This window comes from Nocardiopsis chromatogenes YIM 90109 (genome assembly GCF_000341185.1).
GTDB classification, from domain to species: Bacteria; Actinomycetota; Actinomycetes; order Streptosporangiales; family Streptosporangiaceae; genus Nocardiopsis_A; species Nocardiopsis_A chromatogenes.
Genome location: NZ_ANBH01000104.1, coordinates 1 through 21,834, shown reverse-complemented (window position 1 = coordinate 21,834; position 21,834 = coordinate 1). Strand labels below are relative to the sequence as shown.

Here is a 21,834-nt window from a genome sequence, read left to right as displayed (position 1 = left end):
CGGGACCGTACGGTCCCCCGCCGGGAGGGCCGCCGCCTCCTGGTCCCCCCGGTGGGGCGCCGCACGGCCCTCCCGGAGGGCCGCACGGCGCGCCCGCCGGCGGTGCTCCCAAGAAGAAGGGGTCCGGCGGGCTCATCGCGGTCCTGATCGCCGTCCCGCTGGTGCTCGTGCTGGTCGGTGGTGCCGCAGGCGTGTGGTTCTTCACCGACATCCCGTTCCGGATGGGCATCCCCGGGGCCGCGCCCCGCGGCGGCGGTGACGGCTTCGAGGGCCCCAAGGCCATCGGCGACTCCGGTGTCCCCTCCGAGTGGAACAGCGGGGACTACACCTTGCGGTCCATGGAGAGCAGCGAAGCGGCCGACCTGCGCCTGCCGGGGGAGGTGCAGGAGTTCCAGAACGGCGACCTCACCGTGGAGGTCCAGGCGGTCGAGCCCCTGGCGCTCGACTCCTCGGCCATTCCCCCGAACATGTACGCCACGCACCCGGGACTGGAGGACGGCTTCACCGCCTACGCCGTCACCCTGAAGGCCCTCAATACCACCGGCCAGGAACTCGACATTACCTCCATGTCGGACAAGGCCGGCGCTGGCGAGCTGATGTCCGAGATACCGCTGCTGAACGAGTCGTCGGACATCTGGCCGAGCCGTCTCGACCCCGGTGCGGCGGCCGAGATCCGGCGCACCTACGCGGTGCCGACCAACTACGACTACGCGTCCGCAGTCCTTGAGGTGCGTGGGCCCGGGATCGGCCCCGGGCCGGACGACTACCGCAACGACCAGGAGTTCCCCGGCTTCTTCAGCTACTGGCAGCTCACCCTGGACTCCGGCGCCGTCACCGGCCCGCTGGCCGACGACGTTCCCGGAGCCGAGGCGGACGGTGTCGATGACCTTGAGGGGCTGTACGAGGCCACCGACGTCTGGCGGGGGATGGGCTACAGCCGGATGCTCGCCCTGCACGGGACGCCCCTTGCGCTGGGAATAACGAGCAGCCCCACCTGGAACAATGACGCGAGCACGGACGACACCGACGCCTTCCGGTTCGATTACCAGATGGAGAGCCCCTACAAGGCCCGGTCCTGGGAGTTCACAGAGCCCGGGTTCCGCGTCTTCTACGGCGACGAGTTGAAGGAGGCCGACCTCTACACCCCGGACGACGCCCCTTCCGCCCCCGACCGGATCAATGCGGGCCAGGAGTGGGACGGCATGATCGGCTTCAAGACGGCCGAGGGGTTCGAGGGCCCCGTGATCGTCGAGGTCACCGGCCCCGGGACGGTGAACGGCGAGCAGCCGGTCAGGTACTGGTACCTGGAGGTCTGACACGGGACCGGACGGCCGTGCGCCGGGACCCCTGGGGCCCGGCGCACGGCGGGGCCTCACCACCAGTAGGTGCCGTTGCCCCCGCTGACGCAGCCGTCGCCCGGGTTCACCACGATGCAGGCGCGGAAGGCGCGCGCCGAGGAGGACGACGTCGGGTAGCCGCGCGTGTAGATGCGCGCGCCGATCCGCCAGGCGTTGTACAGGTCCCAGCGCCGGTCGCCGTTGTTGTCCACCTCGAACCGGATCCAGTGGTCCGCGTTGGCGTTGAGCGCGCGGCCCCACCCGTACTGGGTGCCGTTGTAGGTGCCGAACCGGATCTGGGCCGTCCCCCGGCTGAAGCTGTAGGCCAGCGACGTCCGCGGGTTGGGCACGACCGCCGGGTCGTAGAGCCAGGTCTGCTGCGCGGAGGCGCCCTCGCCGGAGCGCGCCCCCGTCCGCTCGTCGGCGCTCTCGGCCGCGGCGGGCGAGGCGAGCAGGGCGAGTGCGGTGGCGGCGGCCGCGGCGACGGCGGCGGTGCGGCGCAGGGCGCCGGGGAGGCGGTTCCTCGTGTGCATGGTGTATCCGCTCCTTAGCGCGGCCGGGTGGGCCCGGCCGACGGGGGACGGCGACCGCTCAGAGCGGGTCGCGGTCACCGAGGACACCGGAATCCTACGTAGCGCATTCGAGTGATCACAATAGGTTGCCGAGAAGGGGATTGCAGCGCCGGGTGACCGGAGCGTGCCGACATCACACCAGGTCAGAGGTGATTCATCGGATCGCGGGTCCACCCGCCCGAAGGACCGCCGGGGCGGGGCGGGCGGCGCGCCCCGCGGCCGCATCAGCCCTGCGGGTTCCTCGGTGACCGGGGCGCCACCTCGGTCGCCGCCCCGTCGGACGGGGAGGGTGCGCCCGCCTCCCGCCGTCCGCCGGACGGCGGCACCGCCTGCGCCGCCCCCTCCGCACCCGTGGGCGGTGCCACCCGGGTCTCCTCCACCCGGGTCCCTTCCACACGTGTCGGCGGTACACCATCGGGCGGGGCGCCATGGTCGGGCGCGGCGCCGGGGACCCCCGGGGGCGCCACACGGGTCGGCGGCACCCCCGAAGGCGGCCCACCGGGCATCGGCGTCCCACCCTGCGGCGGCGGGCCCGTGTACATGGGAGGACCGAAACGGGTGGGAGGCGGCCCGTAGAGGGCACCCATCGGCGGCGCGCCCGCAGGCGGGCCCACGGGGTGCCCGGCGAAGCCCGTCGGCGGTCCCGCCGGGTGGCCGCCCGGCGCCATCGCAGCCGGCGCGGTCCCGTACCAGGTGTGCGGAACGGGCCCGCCCTGAGGATGGGCCGCCCGGTATGCACCGGGGCGGGCCCCGCGGTGGCGCAGGCGCTCGCCGAGCCAGGTCCCCGCGACGTAGACGACGGGGAAGAGGACCAGCATCGACGTCCACGCGCTGCCCTCGGGGGCGGTGGAGGCGAGGTGCTCGGTCAGGGCCCCGGCCCAGGGGAAGGCGGGCATGTCCTCCAGCGGGAGCGTCTCGGGCAGGACCAGCACCACCGCCGTGGCGCCGATCCAGAGCAGGTGGCCGCCGGTCCACCGCCACAGCGCGTACGCGAGCCCGCCGACCGCCGCCGCGGAGAACGGCAGCAGCGTGAACAGCGCCATGGCGTCCGGCAGGCGGTACTCGGAGGGCCGGGCGTCGCCCGTGGCGACCGCCCACCCGGCCAAGAGCAGGTACAGCGACCATGTGCCCAGCCACACGAGCGCGGTCAGCCCGGCGACGGCCGCCGCCGTTCGCACCCGGGGGCGGGCGTTGGGCAGGAGCGGGACGGGGGCGGTCCACGGCCGGGCCGCCGCCAGGGCCACCAGGGTCCAGATGAACAGGCCCAGTGCGGCCACCCCGCCCAGGAAGACCACGGCGCCCAGGGCGGTGGGGAAGGCGCCGACCTCGTCGGCCGCCCCGACCAGCGGCGCGGACACCACGGGCGGCGGCGGTACCGGGAACCCGTCCAGGAACGCCGAGGCGATGTGCATCAGCGTCAGCAGCGCGGTCCCGAAGAAGAACGCGCCCAGCCGCCGCCACGGCGGGGCCAGGGCGACCACCAGGGCGGCAGCGGCGGCCACGGGCCAGATCTGCAGCTGGAGGGAGAAGGCCCCGCCGAACTCCGTCCGCGCCTCCACGGGAGGGTGGGCGACGGGTTCGGGCGCGGTGAGTCCGTGCACCACGGACTGCAGCGCCAGTATCAGCCACCAGAAGAACAGCACCTGGACGAACGCCCGCACGGCACCGCTGCGCACACGGTCGCGCAGCACCGGCCGCGGGTCGGCGCGGCGCCGCCACGCGGCGCCCGCGGTGCGGCGCGCGGCCGGGGCCAGCAGCCGGACCGTGACCAGCAGTGCCAACCCATCGTCACTGCCGGGGTCGGCGGCCGCCGCCTCGGACAGCAGCGCCCTCCACCACGGCAGGACCAGGCCGGACCAGCCCCGCAGCGCCTCGCGGCGCACCTCGGCCCGCAGGTCCGCGGGGCCTCCGGGCCGCGCGGAGGCGTCGATGGCGCCGACGGCCAGGGCCACCGCGAGGTTGCGCTCGGCCGGTCCGGCCTGCATGCCGAGTGCGTCGGCCTTGAGCAGCGCGCGGTCGATGACGGTACGGGCCCGCAGGCCGACGTTCTCCAGGCGGGTGCAGCGCCGCCCGCAGCCGGTGTGGCCGCACCGGTGGGCGGCGGTGATCAGGGGGATCTCGTTGACGACGATCTCGGCGAGCACCCCGTGGCCCTGCGGCCCCTCGGCGGCCAGGGCGTGCAGCCCCTCGATGCTCGCGTCGCGGCCGCGGTGGACGGGGCCGTCGTCGGGGCGGAAGGCGGCGGCGAACGCCGTGGCGGCGACGGCGGCCTGCTCCGCGCTGAGGATGCCGGTGAGGTGGTCGCGGTCGTAGGCGGTGTCGCCGGTCTCCTCCAGCCAGGCCCGCAGCCGGGCCGCCCCGTCGCGGCGCAGCCAGTCCTCGGTGCGGGCGGGGTGCCGCACGAACAGAGCGGCCAGGTCGGCGGGGGCGTGCACGGCCTCCCCGGCGAAGGAGATCGGGCGGACCCCGCCCGTGGTGCGCAGCGGGGAGCTGGGAAGGTCGGCGGAATCGTCGGCCACCGGGACCGACCAGCCCGCGTCGATGACCCGGGTGGCCAGCCGCGTCGCGTGCTCCCGGGCGCCGTCCTCTCCGCCTCCGTCGTCGGGGACGGGCGCCCCGCCGGTGACGGCGGCCAGCACGGTGAGTGCGTCGGGGCGCCCGGCCGGATCCCGGTTCAGCGCGGCGGCCACCGGCCCGGCGAGGACGTCTGGGAGCGCGTCGGCCGCGCCGTCGGGCTCCTCGTTGACGGTGCGGTAGCGCAGGACCTCGACCGGCCCGGCCCCGTAGGGAGGGCGGCCGCTCGCGGCATAGGCGACCAGCTCGCCCCAGCAGAACATGTCGGATGCGGACCCGGCGCGCTCGCCGTCGTACCGTTCGGGGCTGATCCAGCCGGGGGTGCCCACGACCAGGTCGGTGTGGGTCATGGAGGACTCGTCGAGCGCCTGGGCGATGCCGAAGTCCAGGACCTTGGGCCCGTCCGGGGCGAGGATGATGTTGTCCGGCTTGAGGTCGCGGTGGACGATGCCCTCGCCGTGGATCGCGGCCAGCGCCTCGGCCAGGCCGGCGGCGAAGGCCACCAGGGCGCCTCCGGTCAGTGGGCCGTGCTCGGTGAGGTAGGTGCGCAGTGTGGGGCCGGAGATGTAGGCGACGGCGAGCCAGGGCGCCGCGGCGCCGGTGTCGGCGTCCAGCACCGGCGCGACGCAGCGGCCGCGGACCCGGCGGGCGAGGGCGACCTCGCGGGCGAAGCGGGAGCGGTATCCGGGGTCGGCGGCGTACTCGGCGCGCACCGACTTGACGGCGGCCGGGAGCCCGGAGCGGTCATGGCCCAGGTAGACGACGCCCATGCCGCCCGCGCCGAGCCGCCCTAAGAGGCGGAAGGCGCCGATCCCGGCGGGATCGTCGGCCTTCAGCGGCGCCAGTCGTGCGGGGGGTGCGTCGGGCATGCGCCGGACTTCCTTGGGTCGGGGGCGTCATCACCGGTTATACCGAACCGGGGGGATCGAGCCGAATCGGACGACTCGCCCACAGGGGCCCTCTGGGGCGTGGGCCTCCCTGCCGGGCCGGGCACGGCCTCGGCTGCGGTCGTCGGCGCGGTCCCGAAGCGCAAGGACCGCCCTCGCGCCGCCCCGGACGCCGGTGCCCTGCGGAATACCGTCACCGCCGCGTCCTGAGCCTGGGCCGCCTGCGGCGCCGGTACGCCCGTCGGGGCCGGGAACGGCTCGCCCCGCGAGGTCCCCGGGAGCCGGAGCGGCCTGCGTGCGGTCCTCCCGCCGTACCCGCGGCGCCGGTGGGCCGTGCAGGACAGCGGCACGTCACGGCGGATCCCGTGGGTGACTGGGGGACTGACCACTGAGGTCGGTGACAGCCACCCCGCCTGACACACGCCAAGAGGGCCTCCGGTATCGGTGCGGATGTCTGACGTCCCACCGCCCCGGAGGGCCCCCGCACCACCCGCGCCAATGCCCAACGACCCCCAACGGGCGCCTGGCCCCGGCCCGCGGCGTCGTCGAGGACGGACGGCCCCCGCACCGGGCCGCCGAGCCCTTCCAGACCAGCCACACCACCGCCCGCTGGCGGCCCCCCGCGTCGCCCACCTGACAGCGGTGCAACGGCTCGGGGCGATGCCTGTCACCGACCTGAGCCAGCGGCTCCTCTGAGAGACCGCGCAAGTCCTGAGCCGTAGCAGACGTGTGGGGCGGAGGGGCGGCGGGTGAACGCCTGACACGCACCCGGGGGATCCAAGCCCTCTGCCTAGGCAGTGCGGCCCGTCGGCCTTCCGCCCCGCACGAGGGGCACCGCGCCGGGTTCCCGACCGGCATCGGGGGTCCCGGGGCGCGAAGCCCCGGGTACCACCAGACCCCGACCACACTCGCCCACAGCGCACGGCCCGCAGTGATCCGAGGAGCGTTTCCCACGATCGGTTGACACCTTGCACTGCTCGGATGTCTCTCAGGACAGAACGGCTCGATCGCTGATGGGAGACTCCGCATCGGCTGCGGACACGGCGAGGGGCGCCCGTGGTCGGTGTGTGCGGGCCGGGTGCGCCCAGGGGGCGGGGCGGTGGTCTGGACCCTGAGAGGCCGGAGCGCCGTGCCGAGTGCACCCCCCGGGGGACTATGGGCCGGGGTGTGCCGGAAGGTGTGCGCGCTCTACGCCGCGATCCGGCGCGACCGGCTGACCGGTGCCCCAGTCAAGGGGGCGCTGGTGGCCCACCACCACTGACCGGTGCCCGCATATCCCATCTAGCGCCTGTCCTCCCGCGGCCGCCACTTGCGCAGCCGCCCGCACATGCCGAAGCGCCGGGGCCCGGGCAGCGGCTCGGTGCGCACCACGGCCGCCTCTTCCATGAGCCCCGGGGCGCCCTCGGCGAGGGAGGCCAACTGGCGCCGTGTCCGCTGCGCCTCCCGTGCCGCGCCCTCGCGCCAGATCCGCTCCCACTCGGCCACCCGGGGGCGCACCAGCTCCGCGGCCGACCGGTGGAAGCGGCGGAGGGCCTCCGCGCCCTCCCGCTGCACGGAGGCGCGCAGCTCCAGGTAGCCCTCCATCGCGAGGTCCCTACGCGCCTCGGCCGCGGCGGCCTGTTGCGCCTCCGGAGCGTCCTGGGGCAGGCGCGCCGCCGCCCCGTAGGACCCGGGGTCGGCCAGAACCCTCTCCGGGAACGTGAAGACCGCGTCTCCGGCCTCGGGCAGCCCCGAGTTCTGCATGAGCGTGACGATCTCCAGGCCGCCGGAGTTCACCAGCCGGTGCACGGTCCCCGGCGTGAACCACAGGAGGGTCCCGGGCTCCAAGGTGTCGGCCTGCGCGCCCTCGGGGGTGAGGGTGTGCACCTCACCGCGGCCCGCGACCACGACGTAGGCCTCCGACGAGGCGGTGTGCATGTGGGGCGTGCCCCCGTGCAGGCCGTCCGCGGCCTGCCAGTCGTAGACCTTCAACCCGCTGGCGGCGACCGCCCCGGGGAACGACGGTGTGCTCATGGTGCATACTCCTGGGCGAGTTCGCGGGCCTGCTCGGCGGTGCACTCCCAATCGGCGACGACGACCCGGTGCCACAGCTCCAGGCTCTCCCCCGGGTCCAGGAAGAGCGGCTCGTCGAAGGCGGGGGAGGGGCAGAACGCCGGGAAGGCCTCCGAGCGCGCGAACCACGTGATCGGGATCGCGCCGCTCGTCGTCCCGGCGAAGGCGAGGACGGTGGCGCCGCCGTCGATCTCGTCGTGGCGGCCGGCGAAGGCGATCCACTCCGACCGGGTCCCCATCACCGCGTCCCCGCCGTGCCCCGACGCGCTGTGAACGGCGCACCCGGTCCAGGCCCGCGGGCCGCGCCAGAACAGCCCGGTATAGCCCGCGGCCGGGCGGCCGTGTGTGGTGGGGCTGCCCAGTTCGAGCGTCGCGCCCCGGACGTTGGTCAGCGACGTCGCGAAGTCCAGCGCCCAGGTTCCGCGGTGCGCGTCCACCCCGTGGAAGCGGTGCGTGCGCACCTCCTCGATCCACCGCCGCCCGGTCGAGGCGGTCCAGGAGAGGTGCTCGGTGAACGCGCCGCCGCCCCCGTCCCCGCCCAGGCCCTCGAACCGCTCATGGGCGATGGTGCCCAGGTTGTCGAGCCACACGTAGCCCCGGCCGTGCACGTAGGTCGGGCCGCCCCAGAAGTTCTCCCCCGACACGTGCGACCAGGTCATCTGCAGGCCCTTGTGCCAGCGGTGGTCCCAGGGGCGCACCGCCGTGACCGGGGCGCCGTCCAGGGTGCGCAGCGGGTGCAGGTGGGGCTTGGGCGCCTCCTCGGCGGGGGCCGCGGGGTCCAGGACGTAGCGGGCGATCTCGGTCCCTCCGGCCGTGACGGACAGGGCGTCGCCGTCCCGGACGGCCTTCGGCTGCTCATACACGGCTGCGCACCTCCAGGGCGGAGGCGGCCGCGGCGGGGTCGCCTCCGTGCATCGCGTGGTAGAAAGCGCTTTCTGGGCCGACCTGGGAACGCCGGACCGTGCCGCCGCCCAGCGCCGACCGGTACATTCCGGCGATGAGCTCCAGGACCCGCCGCCCGTCCCGGCCGCAGGCGCGGGGCCGCTCCCCGCGCTCCATCGCGTCCAGCAGCGACTCCAGCTGCGCCCGGTGCGAGCTGGGCACGTCCTCCTCCGGCGGCCACGACGCGGTCGCGGCCGCCCCCTGCGGGGTCGGCGCGGGTGTCCACCGCCAGTGCCCGTTGCCGTAGCCGTACAGGTGCTCCAGCTCCACCGTGGCGTGCTCGAAGTCGAAGCGCAGGTAGCTGGTCTCCCGAGGGGAGAGCAGGCTGTTGGCCACCGACACCGTCGCGCCGGAGGCGAAGCGGACGATGGCCATCGCCACGTCCTCGGTCTCGGTCTCCCGCGCCGCGGTGGACATCACCGCCGTCACCTCCGTCCAGTCCCCGAGCAGGGACAGCGCCAGGTCCATCTGGTGGATGCCGTGGCCCATGGTCGGGCCGCCCCCCTCGGTCTCCCAGCGGCCGCGCCAGGGCGTCTCGAAGTAGGCGGGGGAGCGGTACCAGAGCGTGTGGCACACCCCCGCCAGCGGGCGGCCGAGGGTGCCGTCGGCGATGCGCCGCCGCAGGTGCTCGGCGCCGGAGCCGAACCGGTGCTGGAACACGTAGGCGGCGTAGGGGCCCTCTGCGCCCTCGTGCCGCATCACCGCGTCGTACTCGGCGAGGGACAGCGCGGGCGGCTTCTCGCACCAGACCCAGGCGCCGGCATCCAGGCTCGCGGTCACCGCCTCCCGGTGGGCGGCGGGCGGGGTGCAGGCGAGGACGAGGTCGGGCGCCTCGGCGGCGAGCATGGCCTCAAGGGCGGTGTAGCGCCCGGGGACGCCCCATTCGGCGGCGGTCGCGGCCAGCAGCTCCTCGTCGGGTTCGACGAGGGCCACCGCCTCCGCCCGGCCGGACAGGGCGGCGAGCGCGGGAAGGTGGCGTCCGCGGGCGATGCCGCCGCACCCGACGACGGCCGCGCGGATCGGTGGACGGGGTCGGGACACGGGGCCTCCTCGGGGGCCGACCGAAAGGTGAACGTTCACCATCGAGTGTCGCGGCTACGGTAGTGATCGTTCACAAAAGCCGTCAAGGCGGCTTCCGCACACGGATCGGGGGGTTCGATGAGCGCGTCCGGCGCACCGCACCACAGGCCGACCATGAAGGAGGTGGCCCGCGCGGCGGGGGTCTCGCACCAGACCGTCTCCCGCTACCTGCGCTTTGAGGGGGAAGGGCTCAAGGAGGCCACCCGGGCCCGCGTGGACGCCGCGATCAGGGAGCTGGGGTACCGGCCCAACCTCATCGCCCGCTCGATGCGCACCCGCCGCACGGGGCGCCTGGCGATCCTGCTGCCCAGCGTGGCCGCCTCCAGCCCGGTCCGCACGCTGGTCGGCGCCATCGCCGCCGCCCGCGCCGCCGGGTACGCCGCCGAGGTGCTCAGCGTCGAGGGCGGCGCGGGGGAGCGGGCCGAGCGCCTGGCCGACCTCGCCGGGTCCGGGCAGGTCGAGGGCGTCCTGTCGCTGGCGCCGGCCGCGCTCGGCGACGGCGCCCCGCCGGAGGGGGAGGCGGCCGTGATCGTCTCCGCGGGCTACGACGACCGCATGCGCGGCATCGGTGAGCTGGCCGACGGCTCACCGGTCGCCGACCTGGTGGCGGGCCTGGCCGCGCAGGGGCACCGGCGGTTCCTGCACGTGGCGGGGGACCGGGAGTTCGCCTCGGCGCGCGGGCGCAGGCGGGCCTACCTGGAGACCGTCGAGCGCCTGGGCCTGGAGTCGCACGGCGTGGCCGACGGCGACTGGTCGGCCGAGTCCGGGCGCGCGGCGGTTTGGGACCTGCCCGAGGACTCCGGCGTCACCGCCGTCATCGCGGGCAACGACGCGGTCGCCGCGGGCGCGGTGCGCGGCGCCCTGGAGCGCGGCTGGAGCGTGCCCGGCGACATCAGCGTGACCGGCTGGGACGACGACCCGGTGGCCGCCTACCTGTCCCCGGCCCTGACCACGGTCGCCGTCGACCTGGAACGGCTCGGGGCCCAGGCCATGGAACGCCTGATCGCCGCGGTGCGCGGAACCGGGGCCGAGGCCCCGGACGAACCGCTCAACCGCATCATCTGGCGCGAGTCGACCGGCCCGGCCCCACGACACGGCCGGTGACGCGGGGCCGGCCACCTCTGGGAAGGCGCCCGCGGACAGGGGCCGCTGAGGACGGCTCAGGCCTTGAGGCGGGCCGTGCACAGCCAACCGCGGCCGCTTCCGGGGCGGGCGGGGTCGAAGGCCGGGGGTGCGGGGCGGCCGAACCCTCCTGCCGCCTCGGCGACGTCCCGGACCTCGGGCGTCCACCCGTGCTGCGTGAGCCAGGGCCCCGGCTCTCCAGGACCGCCCTGCCACAGCGCCACCAGTTCCTCGGCCACCTGCGCCCTCGCGGACCGGAGGGCATCGGTGTCCTCGGCATGGTCGAACGCCAGGAAGCCGCCGGGGGCGGAATTCGCCGTGATGCGTTCCAGGAGGAGGTTCGCACCCTCGGAGGGGAGCGCGTACAGCAGCCCCTCGGCCAGCCACGCCGTCGGACGCTGGGTGTCGAAGCCCGCCTCCGCGAGGGCGTTCGGCCAGTCGTGCCTCAGGTCCGCCGCCACCGCGACGCACCGGCACCGCGGGTCGGCCCCCTGGTCGGCCAGGACCGCCTTCTTGAAGGCGAGGACGTCGGCCGAGTCGACCTCGANGGGTGGGCCGGGGGGGCCAGTCGAGGCGGTAGGCGCGGGTGTCCATGCCGGAGGCCAGGAGCACCACCTGGAGGCGGCCTTCCCGGGAGGCGGCCAGCAGGGCGTCGTCCAGAAAGCGCGTGCGGACGGCGACCTGGTCGGCCACCAGGTGGTGGAACGCGGTGAAGGGCGAGGAGGTGCCGGTGGTGCGGTCGGCGGCCCACGGCGAGTCGCCGTCGGGGACCGCGGCGAGGAAGCGCTCGGCGTAGGGGGCGTCGAACAGGCGGTCCGGACGCCTGCTCTCCTGGGCGCGCAGGAGAGCCACGCCCAGGGCGGTCCCGCCGATCCCGGTGAGCGCCCGCGGAAGGTCGGGGGTGTCGGAGGTGTGCGGCATGGGGTCCCTCGTCTCCGGTCGAACCAATAAAGAGAGCGAACGTTCGTTCTTTTTTAGAAGACCACGGGGGAGGCGCGGCGTCAAGAGGGAACGCGGCGTTCTCTGAGGGTGGGTCTGGGCGCCGGGTCAGCCGTCCGCGGCGGACCCCGCCAACAGCGTGCGGATCCCGGCCCGGAACGCCCCCGGGTCGGCGTCGCCGTAGACGGCCCGCTGGACCAGGTAGCCGTCGACCAGGGCGATCAATACGTCGGCGACCTGTGCGGCGGGGGCGCCCGAGGGTAGGTTCCCGCGTTCCCGGTGGCGTTCTACCAGGTCGGCGAGGACGTCCCGGGCGCCGTCGCGCACCTGCGCCAGGTGCTCGGCGAGCGCGGGGGAGCGGAGGGCCTCGGCCCAGATCTGCACGAGCAGCGCCGCCGACTCCCGGCTCCCGGACAGCGGCGGCCGGTCGGTCTGGAGGACGAGGTCGAGGACGCCGTCCAGGCCGGGAGGCTCCCCGTCGCGGCGGTCCGCGAAAGTGGCGGACACCTCGGACAGGGCCTCGGCGGCGATCGCGGCGATGATGGCGTCCTTGCCGTCGAAGTAGCGGTAGACCGCGCCGGGGGACAGCCCTGCCTCGGCGAAGAGGTGCTGCATGGAGGTGGCATGGAAGCCGTCCCTGGTGAAGCAGCGGCGAGCGGCGTCGAGGATCTGCCGTCGCCGTGCTTCCAGGTGCTCGGGAGAGGTGCGGGGCATGGGCCAATGGTAGGAGCGGCGTGCGCGGCGCCGCCGTCCCGTCGCCGGTTCCCCGGCCGCACGCCCGGATACCGGACGTTATCCGGATCTGCCTCGCGCACGGGAAGAGATCCGGAATGACGTATTCACCGGTATATTCCGTTTTTGTTGTCGCATGGGGCGCGCTCAATGGCGGCCATGAAATGCAAAGTTCCGTGCGGTGTTGCGGATCACGGTGAATGCGTCTGCATCGACCAGGTGTGATGACCGAATGTGGTCACCGGGTGCGATCGATCGCCGACGGCTCATTGGCCATTCGCATGGTGGAGCCTACGATGGTTCCGGTCGGCTCTCCCTCCCTGTTGGAAACGGCCGGCATTGAGTGTGGAAGAGGAAAGGCGATGTGATCGAAAAGAGGTGCCTTGGGAATTATGAAGACGAATCGGTTCTTTCTCGCAGGTGCGGCGCTGGTGCTCGCCGTGGGCACGGCCGGTATGGCGGGCGGACCGGCCGGGGCGGCCGCGTCGTCGCCCTCCGACGGTTTCGCCTCGCCGGAGGAGGCGGTGCCGGGCGTCGCGCCCCCCGGGGCCGGGGACGGCGCCGTCTACCTCGACGGCGAAGGCCGGGAGATCGCCATGCCCGAAGGCCCTGAGCCCTCGGATGCAGGGGAGGGGGCGCAGGCCCAGCGGTTCCCCTGCACGCCGGTCAGCGGACGGGATTACCCCCACCGGTCCAGTACCGGCATCGTGATCTCCGGCCACGGGTGGTGGAAGAAGGGGGACTGCAGCAATGACCGCGCCGACGTGTACAACTGCCTCTACGAGTGGTACACGGACAACAGCTGGCGCCAGAAGGCGTGCTCGCCCACGAAGAGGCTCAAGCCGGGCGGCGGCAGCGCCAACCGGACGGTGGCGCGCCACGACTGCGACAACACCGCCCGTACCTCGTGGCGCAACCACGTGGACGTCGACGTCGTCGGCGAGTGGGACACCGGCGAGTGGCCCTACCGGCAGGCCGACGAGGACTGCCGCGTGTTCTAGCGCCACCGGCGGGTAGCGTCCTCGGAGCAGAACCGCGCGGAAAGGCTGTGGCGTGCCGGACGACAGCACGGCGGCGCGGCCGGGCACGGCGCCCACCGGTCAGAGGACCGCGGGCACCATGTTCGCCGCCCTTTACGGAGAACTGGCCTGGCACCCCTGGCACGGGCCGGAAGCGGAGCAGGACGCCTACGTGCTGTTCCTCGACCGCTCGCTCGCCATGGGGTGGCTGGACGACACGTCGGCCGGTGTTCTGGGCGGCCCCGAGGACCGCCGCCCGGGCGCACCCGGCCTGTGGGGCATGAACGATGCCGGATGGGACCACCCTCTGGCGGCCTCCGGCGCCGGGCTCGTCTCCTGGTTCCAGGTCGCGGCGAGCGCGGTCGCCGCGGACCGGCCGCTGCCGGTGCAGCCGTTCCTGCGCTGCGCCGGGGACGCGACGGCCCGGGCCGGGAGGCTGGCCCTGTCAGGCGTCCAGGTCCTGCTGCCGGTGCACGGGATCGACGCGTCGGCCCGGCCCGCCCACGCGCGGGTGCCGGCGGTGGTGACGGCCGGCTGGTTCACCGCGCGCGCTCCGGGCTCCAGGGCGGCGGTCGAGGTCATCGTCAGCAGCGGGCGGGATCCGTCGATCGTGGAGGCCGGAGGGGAGCTGGTCGAGCGCATCGGCCGGTTGGACCAGGACGTGTTCCTCTGCAACTCCTCACAGGCCGTCGGCCAGGAGGCCGTCCCGCCCACGCCGTTCGACGACGCGTTCTGGAACGGTCCGCCCGTCCACAGCCTCGCCCTGCGGGGCGGCCTCGCCGAATGGTCGCTGGAGGCGGTCGGCTGGTTGGCCGAGGCCGTCGTGGACATCGCCTCCGGCCTCGGCGTCCGCTCGCCCCTCTTCTTCACCGCGACGCGAGCACCGGGAACGCGGGGGTGGAGCAGCCCGCCGTCTTCACGGTGACGGGCGACCGTGTCGACCACCGATTCCTGGGGCACGTCGGCCGACCCCGACCGCACCTCGTGGACCAGCCGCGACAGTCGCCCCTCCCACACCACGCGCGCGATCCTCGCCCGCCAGTGGCGCGGACCCGGCGTCGCGAAGCCGTCGACCAGGGCCACCATGTCGGAAGCGAGCCGGGCCGCATCGGCCGAGGAGAGCGGGATACCCGCCCAGCGCGCGACTCCGGAGGCGATGGCGTTCGCCGCCTCGCGGAGCAGCACCGCGGGAAAACGTCGCTCCCGAGCAGGCGGAGCGGGGGACGGGGGCGGCCCCTCCCCTGCAACCCGGGCCGTTCCCCGTAAACGGCCACCACGGCGACCACGGCCGCGGTGTTCCACAGTGCGCGGGCGACCACGGTCGCCGTGAGGCGGCGGGTCAGCAGGAAGAGGGCCGTGTCGACCAGGCCGGCGAGGACGATGGCGACGGCGTCGAGGGCCGAGGCGGGGCAGATGCAGGGGTGTCGTGAGCTGCGCGGCCCGAACGGGGAGGTGGTGGCGTGGTTGTCACAGGATCGGCGCCCGTCCTCCGGAGAGAACGGGCGCTTCGTCGTCCCCTGCTCGGACCCGTGCGGCCTTGAGGGGGATGGGGGTTACCACCAGGAGGTGCGGTTCGTGGTCTCCGAACAGTTGTATTTGTTGGACGGCAGGATGCAGGCACGGAACGCTACGAGGCTGCTCGAGAAGGTGACGTGGCCTTCCGTCCACCCGTACCCCGGGCCCGTGATGTAGTGGATGGACCGGTCATTGGGGACGCGGTCACCGTCGGTGTCGACCTCGAACCGCAGTTTTCGGCCGTTGCTGGAGTTCACGACGCGTCCCCAGCCGTACTGGCGCCCCTGGTAGTGGCCGTAGCGGATCTGGACGGTTCCGAGGGGGGTGTTCACCGACCGTGCGGTTTGCGGGTTGCCGATGCTCGCGACCTGCCCCTCGTTGATCCAGGTCGGGGCTGCGGTCGCGGGGGAGGCGGTGGCCACGCCGGCGCCCATGAGGAATGCGGTCGCCGCTGCTGTTGCCGACGCCTTCTTGAGGATGTTCATCGTGCTCCTTCGCGGTGGGGCCGCCCTGGGGCGGCGCGAACGCACTGTTGAGCACACCATGTCGCGTGACGATTGCAAAAAGTTAAATTCGAGGTGGCTTCGGGCCAGTGTGACCAGTGGCGGCCATCTGCCTCGGTCGGGGCAACCTCCGGCATCGGCGCGCGTCCCCCCCGTCCTCTGGGAAGCACGGCCCGACGGTCGCCCCAGCGCCGCGAACACCGAGGACATCGAAGCCGGCCTCGACGCCTACGGGCAGGCCATGTTCACCCGCATGAGCCGGGCCGGCGGGGAGACGGCCGAGCACCTCGAAGAGACTTCGGCGACGCCGTCTCCGACAGCCTCCTCGCGCCGGTCCCCGGCCGCCGGGAAGACCGCTGAACCGGCGGCTTCCCTCCCGTCATCCCCCGGCGCGGATGCTATGGAGGCCCCACCCAGAGTCCACCGGTTGGGCCCGATCTACGGTGTTCCCGTGTGAAAGAAGGACCCAACCGGTGACACGAAAGGGCCCCATGGAACACCCCCTGAATCCTTCCACTACCCGGCGCACGCCCGTCCGCCTGCTCTGTGCCGTGCTCCTCGCCCTGTTCCTCCCGCTGTCGGCCACCGCGACGGCACACGCCTCAACGCCTGAACAAGGGGAGGCGGCGGTGGCGTTCGCGCGCGAACAGATCGGAAAGCCCTACGTCTGGGGAGCGACGGGACCCGACGCCTGGGACGCTTCCGGTCTAACGCAGGGCGCCTGGCGCGAGGCCGGTATCGAGATCCCCCGCACGACCTACGGCCAGGCCGACCTGCCCCACAAGGTCCAGCGCGACGAGCTGCGCCCCGGCGACATCCTGGTCTTCTACAACGGGGGGCACGTGGCCCTGTACACCGGCGAGGGCCGGATGGTGCACGCCTCCCGCCCGAGCCGCCCCATCCAGGAACTGCAGCTGAACGACTACTGGTGGTCCAACCTGACCTCGGCGGTACGCCCCGACTGAGCACGGAGAAGAGGAGCCCCTGCCGAGCCGCGATGGTTCGGCAGGGGCTCGTCGCCGACAGGCCCCTACCGGTCAGGGGCGAAGCGTGGGGGCCCTAGAGGCCGGAATCCGCTTCGAAGCGGACCACAACGGACTTGGAGGTGGGCGTGTTGGACACCTCCGCGGTGGAGTCCAGCGGTACCAGCACGTTGGTCTCCGGGTAGTACGCGGCCGCGGAACCCCTGGCAGTGGGGTACTCCACCACCAGGAAGTGGGGTGCGCGGCGCTCCACGCCGTCCTCCCACTCGCTGACCAGGTCCACATATTCACCGGACTTCAGGCCGAGCTCGGCGCGGTCCTCGGGGTTGACCAGAACCACCCGGCGCCCGTTGTGGATGCCCCGGTACCGGTCGTCCAACCCGTAGATCGTGGTGTTGAACTGGTCGTGCGAGCGCAGCGTCTGCAGCAGCAGGCGGCCCTCGGGGACCACCGGGGCCGACAGGCCGTTGCAGGTGAAATTGGCCTTGCCCGTCGCGGTGGGGAAGGCGCGGCCGTCCCGGGGCGCGTGCGGCAGGCGGAAGCCGCCCGGCCTGCGCACGCGCCCGTTGTAGTCCTCGAACCCCGGCACCACCCGCTCGATGCTCTCCCGGATCCGGTCGTAGTCGGCGAACTCCTGCCACGGCACGGCCTCGTCCTCGCCCAGCAGGTGGGCGGCGAGCCCGCGCACGATGTCGACCTCCGAGCGCATGTCCGGCGACAGCGGCTCCACCCGGCCGCGCGAGGCGTGCACCTCGCCCATGGAGTCCTCGACGCTGACGAACCGCTCCCGTCCCTCGTGCACATCCAGGTCGGTGCGCCCGAGCGCGGGCAGGATCAGGGCGTGCTCCCCGGTCACCGCGTGCGACCGGTTGAGCTTCGTCGACACCTGCACCGTCAGGCGGCACCGGCGCATGGCCTCCTCGGTCGCCGCCGTGTCGGGCGTGGCCGAGACGAAGTTGCCGCCCATCGCGAAGAACACCTTGGCGCGCCCGTCGCGCATCGCCCGGATGGCGTCGACCGTGTCCACCCCGTGCTCGCGCGGGGGCTCGAACCCGAACTCGTCCCTGAGCGCGTCCAGGAACTCCGCCGGGGGCCGCTCCCAGATGCCCATGGTCCGGTCGCCCTGGACGTTGCTGTGCCCGCGCACCGGGCACACCCCCGCGCCCTCGCGGCCCACGTTGCCGCGCAGCAGCAGGAAGTTGACGACCTCCCGGATGGTGGCGACCGAGTTGCGGTGCTGGGTCAGCCCCATGGCCCAGCAGACCACGATCCTCTCGGAGGCCAGCACCATCGCCGCCGCCTCCTCGACCTGCTCGCGGCCCAGCCCGGTCGCGGCTCCGACGCGGTCCCAGAACTCGTCCTCCCCGTGGTCGAGGAGGGCCTTGGTGTAGGCATCGAAGCCGTGGGTGTGCTCGGCGATGAAGTCGTGGTCGATCACCCCGCCCCTCTGCTCGTCGATCTGCAGCAGCAGCCGGTTCAGCGCACTGAACAGGGCCAGGTCCCCGCCGACCTTGACCTGGAGGAACAGGTCGGTCAGTTGGGTGCCCGAGCCGACGATCCCGCGCGCGGTCTGCGGGTTGCGGAAGCGCTGCAGCCCCGCCTCGGGCAGCGGGTTGACCGTCATGATCCGCGCCCCGGCGTGCTTGGCCTTCTCCAGCGCGGTGAGCATCCGGGGGTGGTTGGTGCCGGGGTTCTGCCCGGCGACGATGATCAGGTCGGCCCGGTAGAGGTCGTCGAGGGTGACGCTGCCCTTGCCCACGCCCAGCGTCTCGCTCAGCGCCGACCCCGACGACTCGTGGCACATGTTCGAGCAGTCCGGCAGGTTGTTGGTGCCGAAGCGGCGCGCGAGCAGCTGGTAGCAGAACGCCGCCTCGTTGCTGGTGCGCCCGGAGGTGTAGAACAGGGCCTCGTCCGGCGAGTCCAGCCCCTTGAGCTCGTCGGCGATGATGGCGAAGGCCTCGTCCCACCCGATGGGCGCGTAGTGGTCGGCGCCGGGCGCGGCGTACACCGGCCCGGTGAGGCGCCCCTGCTGCCCGAGCCAGTACCCGCTGCGCCCGGCCAGGTCGGCGATGGAGTGCTCGGCGAAGAAGCCGGGCCCCACCGCGCGGCGGGTCGACTCCTCGGCCACCGCCTTGGCGCCGTTCTCGCAGAACTCGGCGGGGTGGCGGTGCCCCGGCTCGGGCCAGGCGCAGCCCGGGCAGTCGAACCCCTTCTTCTGGTTGACCGCGGTCAGCGTCAGCAGGCCGCGCTTGGCCCCCGACTGCTGCCCGACGACCTTCATGCTGTTGGCGATCGCGGGGATGCCCACGGCCGAGCGCTTGGGCTCGGACACGCTGGGGGCGTCCTGGCGCGGATCGTCGATGGGCGGATTGGACATGGCGGCCCCCTGAGGTACAGCTGGCGGTGCTGTTCACTTTCCATTTTTCCAGGCCGGGCGCCCGTTGATCACGGCGGATCGGCACGGAGGCGGTGCGGTGCGCCGCAGCCCCCGGCGCCCCGCCCCGCGCGCGGCACCGGCTCGGCGGGCCCGGGGCGTCCGGGCGGGCACGGGGCCGCGCGCACGCGACCCTACGCCTCCGGGGAAGGGGCGCCACCTGGCCGATCGGGCGGCGGCGCCCGGCCGAACGGACGGGTGCCGCCGGGCGCCGCGGGGACCCGCCGCGGGCGCCGCCCCGGAAGACCTGCGCGAACGCGGCGCGGGTGTCGCGCTGTCGCCGACGACTGATGTTTCAGATTGGCCTATCATGGCCCCATGCTGAATACCGAAGGCGGAGCCGCGAAGAAGTCCCCGAGGAAGAAGAATGCGTCACTTTCGGCGACCGCCTACTTCGCGATTCGCGACATGCTCGTCACGACCCGCATCGCCCCCGGGGCGCCGGTGCACGAGGAAGAGCTGACGCGCACGCTCGGGGTGGGGCGCACCCCCGTGCGCGAGGCGATCAAGCGGCTCGAATCGGAAAGGCTCGTGAAGGTCTATCCCCGGCGCGGCGTATTCGCGACCGAAGTGCAGTTGTCCGACCTTTCCCTGCTCACCGAGGTCCGCGCCCCCCTCGAAGGCGAGGCCGCCTTTCAGACGGCCCGGCGCGCGACCGCCCGGCAGCGGTCCGACCTGCGCACCCTCCGTGACGAGGCCGAAGAGTACGGGCGCGACGCCGAGGCCCAGATGGTGTTCGACAGCAGGGTGCACCGGGCGATCTACGAGTGCTCCCACAACACCTACCTGGAGGCCACCCTCACGCTCTATTACAACCTGATGCTGAGGATCTGGTACCTCTACATCGACCGCCTTCCCGGAGTGACCGACCATGTCGGCGAACTCGTGCCCCTCTTGGAGACGATGGTCGACGGCGAGGACGAACGCGCCCGCCAACTCGCGGTCGAACACATCCGGGGATTCGAGAAGGCCGTCCTCTCCGTGCTGTGAAGTAATGGCTTAACAGGAGAACGCCGGCCGCGGTGTTCTCCGGATCCCGGGGAGCGCAATGTCCCGTGCGTTTCCCACCGCCGTTCCGCGGGGGGTGACCACGGGGGCGGTAGGCGCACGGGGCCGGGGCGGCGCCGCATTCCGAGTGAATGAATCGTGGTCGCGGCGGCGGCAGGGGCGGCGCCGCCGCGACCACGAATCTGATCGGGGTCCGATCAGCGGGCGCCGCGCGGCGGGGAGGGGTCCGGGGAGAACTCGCCGCGCAACTCGCGGTACAGGCCGGTGCACGCCGCCACCAGCAGGGCCAGGAACGGCAGGGCGATGACGAGCGAGGCCGTCTGGATCGCCGACAGCCCGCCCGCCAGGAGCAGGACGGCCGCGGTCAGAGCGATCACCGCGCCCCACAGCACGACGAGCGGGCGGTGCGGGTGGAGCGCGCCGCGCTGGCACATCATCGCCAGGACGACCGACGCCGAATCGGCGCTGCTGACGAAGAACAGCGCGATCAGGACCATCACGGCGACCGAGGTGAGCCCGGCCAGCGGCAGGTGGTCGAACAGGGCGAACAGGGCGCCCTCCTCACCGGAGGAGGCCAGCGCCTCCGCCAGCGGGGCCTCGCCGGAGAGCTGCATGTGGATCCCCGTGCCGCCCATCACCGCGAACCAGGCCAGGCTCAGCGCCGTGGGCACCACGAGCACGCCGACCACGAACTCGCGGATCGTGCGCCCGCGGGAGATACGGGCGATGAAGGCGCCCACGAAGGGGGCCCACGACATCCACCACGCCCAGTAGAATACGGTCCACTCGGTCAGCCACTCCTCGCCGCCGTAGACCCCGGTGCGCGAGGCCATCGGGACGATGTGCGCGGCGTACCCGCCGACCGTCTCGACGAGCGTCTGCAGGACCGGCACGCTCGGCCCGGCCACGAACACGAACGCGACCAGCAGCCCGGCCAGGGCGGCGTTGACGGTCGAGATGTGCTTGATCCCGCGGTGCAGGCCGGTCACCGCCGACAGCACGAACAGCACCATCAGCCCGGTGATGACCGCGATCGCCACGGCGGTGTTCTCGGGGACCCCGAACGTCGAGGCCAGCCCGCTGTTGATCTGCAGCGCGCCCAGCCCCAGGGAGGTCGCCGCGCCGAAGGTGGTGAGGAAGACGACGAAGGCGTCGACGGCGCGGGACGGCGCGCTGGAGGACGGCCGGCCGGGCAGCACGATCGAGCTCAGCAGGTTGGGGCGGCCCCTGCGGAACATCCCGTAGGCCAGCGCGAGCCCCACCAGGGCGTACAGCGACCACGGGTGCAGGCCCCAGTGGAAGACGGAGTACTCCATCGCCAGCCGCGAGGCCTGCGGGGAGTTGGGAGCGGCGGCGCCCAGCGGCGGCTCGGCCAGGTGCGACAGCGGCTCGGCGACCCCCCAGAACACCAGGCCGATCCCCATCCCCGAGGCGAACAGCATCGCGGTCCAGGCGACCGTCCCGAACTCGGGGCGCTCGCCGTCCTCGCCCAGGCGGATGCGCCCGTAGCGGGAGAAGGCGAGGAACAGGGCGAACACGACGAGCGCGGAGGCCACCAGGCCGTAGAGCCACCCGGTGGAGTGCAGGACGCGGTCGAGGAGGCCCTCAGCGCTCGCCGCCAGGGAATCGGCGTCGATCACCCCCCACACCACGAAGGCCAGGCACAGGGTCAGGGCGGTCCCCAGGACCACCGGGTCGATGCGGTGGTCCGGCGGGGGCGCCGGTCGGTCGCGGCCGGCGGCCGCCGGGGTATGGAGCGGGGCGGATTGGTCTTTGCGCAGCATGGGGGGTGCATTCCTTTCGCTCGGAAGGGGTTCTCCGGTCTCAGAGGTNCCGCCCGGGGGCGCCCCGCGCCGATCGCGGGAATGTCGGCCTCGGATCGGCCGGGAGGAGGCCGACACCCCCGGGATCGGCGCGGGCACGGCCCGTCCGCGGCCGATGGGGCGGACTCCGGAGGCGCCCGGGGGCCCACCGCCCGCGTGGCCGGCCGCGCCCCGGCGCGGCGGTGTTCGGGCGGGGCCGGCCGTCCGAAGGACGCGGCGGGCGCCGGGGACAGGGGCGCGCGGGCGGCGGCGGCCGGCCCGCGGCGGGGGCGCCGGAACGGGGGAGGAGGGTCGTGGAACGGGGCGGGCGGC

The 21,834-nt window shown here is 73.7% G+C and carries 17 protein-coding genes and 1 pseudogene; 7 read left to right on the top strand and 11 right to left on the bottom strand.

The genetic code is table 11. The features are described from left to right. The first annotated feature begins 161 nt into the window (after window positions 1–161). A complete protein-coding gene (locus D476_RS0110170) occupies window positions 162–1,316 on the top strand; it encodes a hypothetical protein (protein ID WP_017623843.1) in 1,155 nt (384 codons plus the stop codon). Window positions 1,317–1,372: 56 nt separating this feature from the next. On the opposite strand, the gene D476_RS0110165 is transcribed toward D476_RS0110170, so the two are convergent. Both D476_RS0110165 and D476_RS35545 read right to left on the bottom strand, forming a co-directional pair. After that, window positions 1,373–1,870: a hypothetical protein gene (locus D476_RS0110165; RefSeq protein ID WP_017623842.1), complete on the bottom strand. Its 498-nt coding sequence runs from the start codon at window positions 1,868–1,870 to the stop codon at window positions 1,373–1,375. Window positions 1,871–2,133: 263 nt separating this feature from the next. Next, complete coding sequence (locus tag D476_RS35545; protein WP_051061677.1) at window positions 2,134–5,352, bottom strand: serine/threonine-protein kinase; 3,219 nt, start codon at window positions 5,350–5,352, stop codon at window positions 2,134–2,136. A 1,147-nt stretch (window positions 5,353–6,499) separates the two neighbouring features. Here D476_RS35545 and D476_RS39680 point away from each other — a divergent pair. Next, entirely contained in the window at window positions 6,500–6,631 is a 132-nt protein-coding gene (locus tag D476_RS39680) for a hypothetical protein (protein WP_275041546.1), read from the top strand. Window positions 6,632–6,651: 20 nt separating this feature from the next. Here the strand turns inward: D476_RS39680 and D476_RS0110155 are convergent, their stop codons facing one another. From D476_RS0110155 to D476_RS0110145, 3 genes are read right to left on the bottom strand one after another with little or no spacing between them, the layout of a single operon-like run. Beyond that, window positions 6,652–7,383 (bottom strand): cupin domain-containing protein, encoded by a 732-nt coding sequence (locus D476_RS0110155; protein ID WP_017623841.1) that lies wholly within the window; start codon window positions 7,381–7,383, stop codon window positions 6,652–6,654. Beyond that, on the bottom strand, window positions 7,380–8,285 hold the full coding sequence (locus tag D476_RS0110150; protein ID WP_017623840.1) for a DUF6807 domain-containing protein: 906 nt from the start codon (window positions 8,283–8,285) through the stop codon (window positions 7,380–7,382). The genes D476_RS0110155 and D476_RS0110150 overlap by 4 nt, the downstream gene beginning before the upstream one ends. Further along, window positions 8,278–9,405, bottom strand: coding sequence for a Gfo/Idh/MocA family protein (locus tag D476_RS0110145; protein ID WP_017623839.1), 1,128 nt, complete (start codon window positions 9,403–9,405; stop codon window positions 8,278–8,280). The genes D476_RS0110150 and D476_RS0110145 overlap by 8 nt, the downstream gene beginning before the upstream one ends. Before the next feature lie 153 nt (window positions 9,406–9,558). Here D476_RS0110145 and D476_RS0110140 point away from each other — a divergent pair, with 153 nt between their 5' ends. Continuing rightward, window positions 9,559–10,548, top strand: a complete 990-nt coding sequence (locus tag D476_RS0110140) for a LacI family DNA-binding transcriptional regulator (RefSeq protein ID WP_017623838.1) — start codon at window positions 9,559–9,561, stop codon at window positions 10,546–10,548. A 56-nt stretch (window positions 10,549–10,604) separates the two neighbouring features. Here the strand turns inward: D476_RS0110140 and D476_RS39675 are convergent, their stop codons facing one another. The 3 genes and pseudogenes from D476_RS39675 to D476_RS0110130 all read right to left on the bottom strand — a co-directional run bounded on the left by D476_RS39675 (window position 10,605) and on the right by D476_RS0110130 (window position 12,219). Beyond that, the gene (locus D476_RS39675; RefSeq protein WP_204366974.1) at window positions 10,605–11,069 is read right to left on the bottom strand and encodes an SAM-dependent methyltransferase; all 465 of its coding nucleotides are present in this window, start codon (window positions 11,067–11,069) and stop codon (window positions 10,605–10,607) included. Between the two features lie 115 nt (window positions 11,070–11,184). Next, a pseudogene (locus D476_RS40050) lies at window positions 11,185–11,487 on the bottom strand (class I SAM-dependent methyltransferase); the annotation flags it as partial. 126 nt (window positions 11,488–11,613) lie between these two features. After that, window positions 11,614–12,219: a TetR/AcrR family transcriptional regulator gene (locus D476_RS0110130; protein ID WP_026123389.1), complete on the bottom strand. Its 606-nt coding sequence runs from the start codon at window positions 12,217–12,219 to the stop codon at window positions 11,614–11,616. A 410-nt stretch (window positions 12,220–12,629) separates the two neighbouring features. Here D476_RS0110130 and D476_RS38450 point away from each other — a divergent pair, with 410 nt between their 5' ends. Both D476_RS38450 and D476_RS0110120 read left to right on the top strand, forming a co-directional pair. Continuing rightward, on the top strand, window positions 12,630–13,238 hold the full coding sequence (locus D476_RS38450; protein ID WP_204366973.1) for a hypothetical protein: 609 nt from the start codon (window positions 12,630–12,632) through the stop codon (window positions 13,236–13,238). A gap of 52 nt (window positions 13,239–13,290) precedes the next feature. After that, window positions 13,291–14,181, top strand: a complete 891-nt coding sequence (locus D476_RS0110120) for a hypothetical protein (RefSeq protein WP_017623833.1) — start codon at window positions 13,291–13,293, stop codon at window positions 14,179–14,181. A 628-nt stretch (window positions 14,182–14,809) separates the two neighbouring features. On the opposite strand, the gene D476_RS37355 is transcribed toward D476_RS0110120, so the two are convergent. Then, a complete protein-coding gene (locus tag D476_RS37355; protein ID WP_152529300.1) occupies window positions 14,810–15,256 on the bottom strand; it encodes a hypothetical protein in 447 nt (148 codons plus the stop codon). Window positions 15,257–15,825: 569 nt separating this feature from the next. On the opposite strand from D476_RS37355, the gene D476_RS0110105 reads away from it, so the two are divergent. Then, entirely contained in the window at window positions 15,826–16,239 is a 414-nt protein-coding gene (locus D476_RS0110105; protein ID WP_239648660.1) for a C40 family peptidase, read from the top strand. Window positions 16,240–16,333: 94 nt separating this feature from the next. On the opposite strand, the gene D476_RS0110100 is transcribed toward D476_RS0110105, so the two are convergent. Then, on the bottom strand, window positions 16,334–18,634 hold the full coding sequence (locus D476_RS0110100; protein WP_017623829.1) for an FdhF/YdeP family oxidoreductase: 2,301 nt from the start codon (window positions 18,632–18,634) through the stop codon (window positions 16,334–16,336). A gap of 375 nt (window positions 18,635–19,009) precedes the next feature. Here D476_RS0110100 and D476_RS0110095 point away from each other — a divergent pair, with 375 nt between their 5' ends. Then, window positions 19,010–19,681, top strand: coding sequence for a GntR family transcriptional regulator (locus D476_RS0110095; RefSeq protein WP_083939470.1), 672 nt, complete (start codon window positions 19,010–19,012; stop codon window positions 19,679–19,681). A 215-nt stretch (window positions 19,682–19,896) separates the two neighbouring features. Here the strand turns inward: D476_RS0110095 and D476_RS0110090 are convergent, their stop codons facing one another. Beyond that, window positions 19,897–21,483, bottom strand: a complete 1,587-nt coding sequence (locus D476_RS0110090) for a BCCT family transporter (RefSeq protein WP_017623827.1) — start codon at window positions 21,481–21,483, stop codon at window positions 19,897–19,899. Window positions 21,484–21,834: the final 351 nt, after the last annotated feature.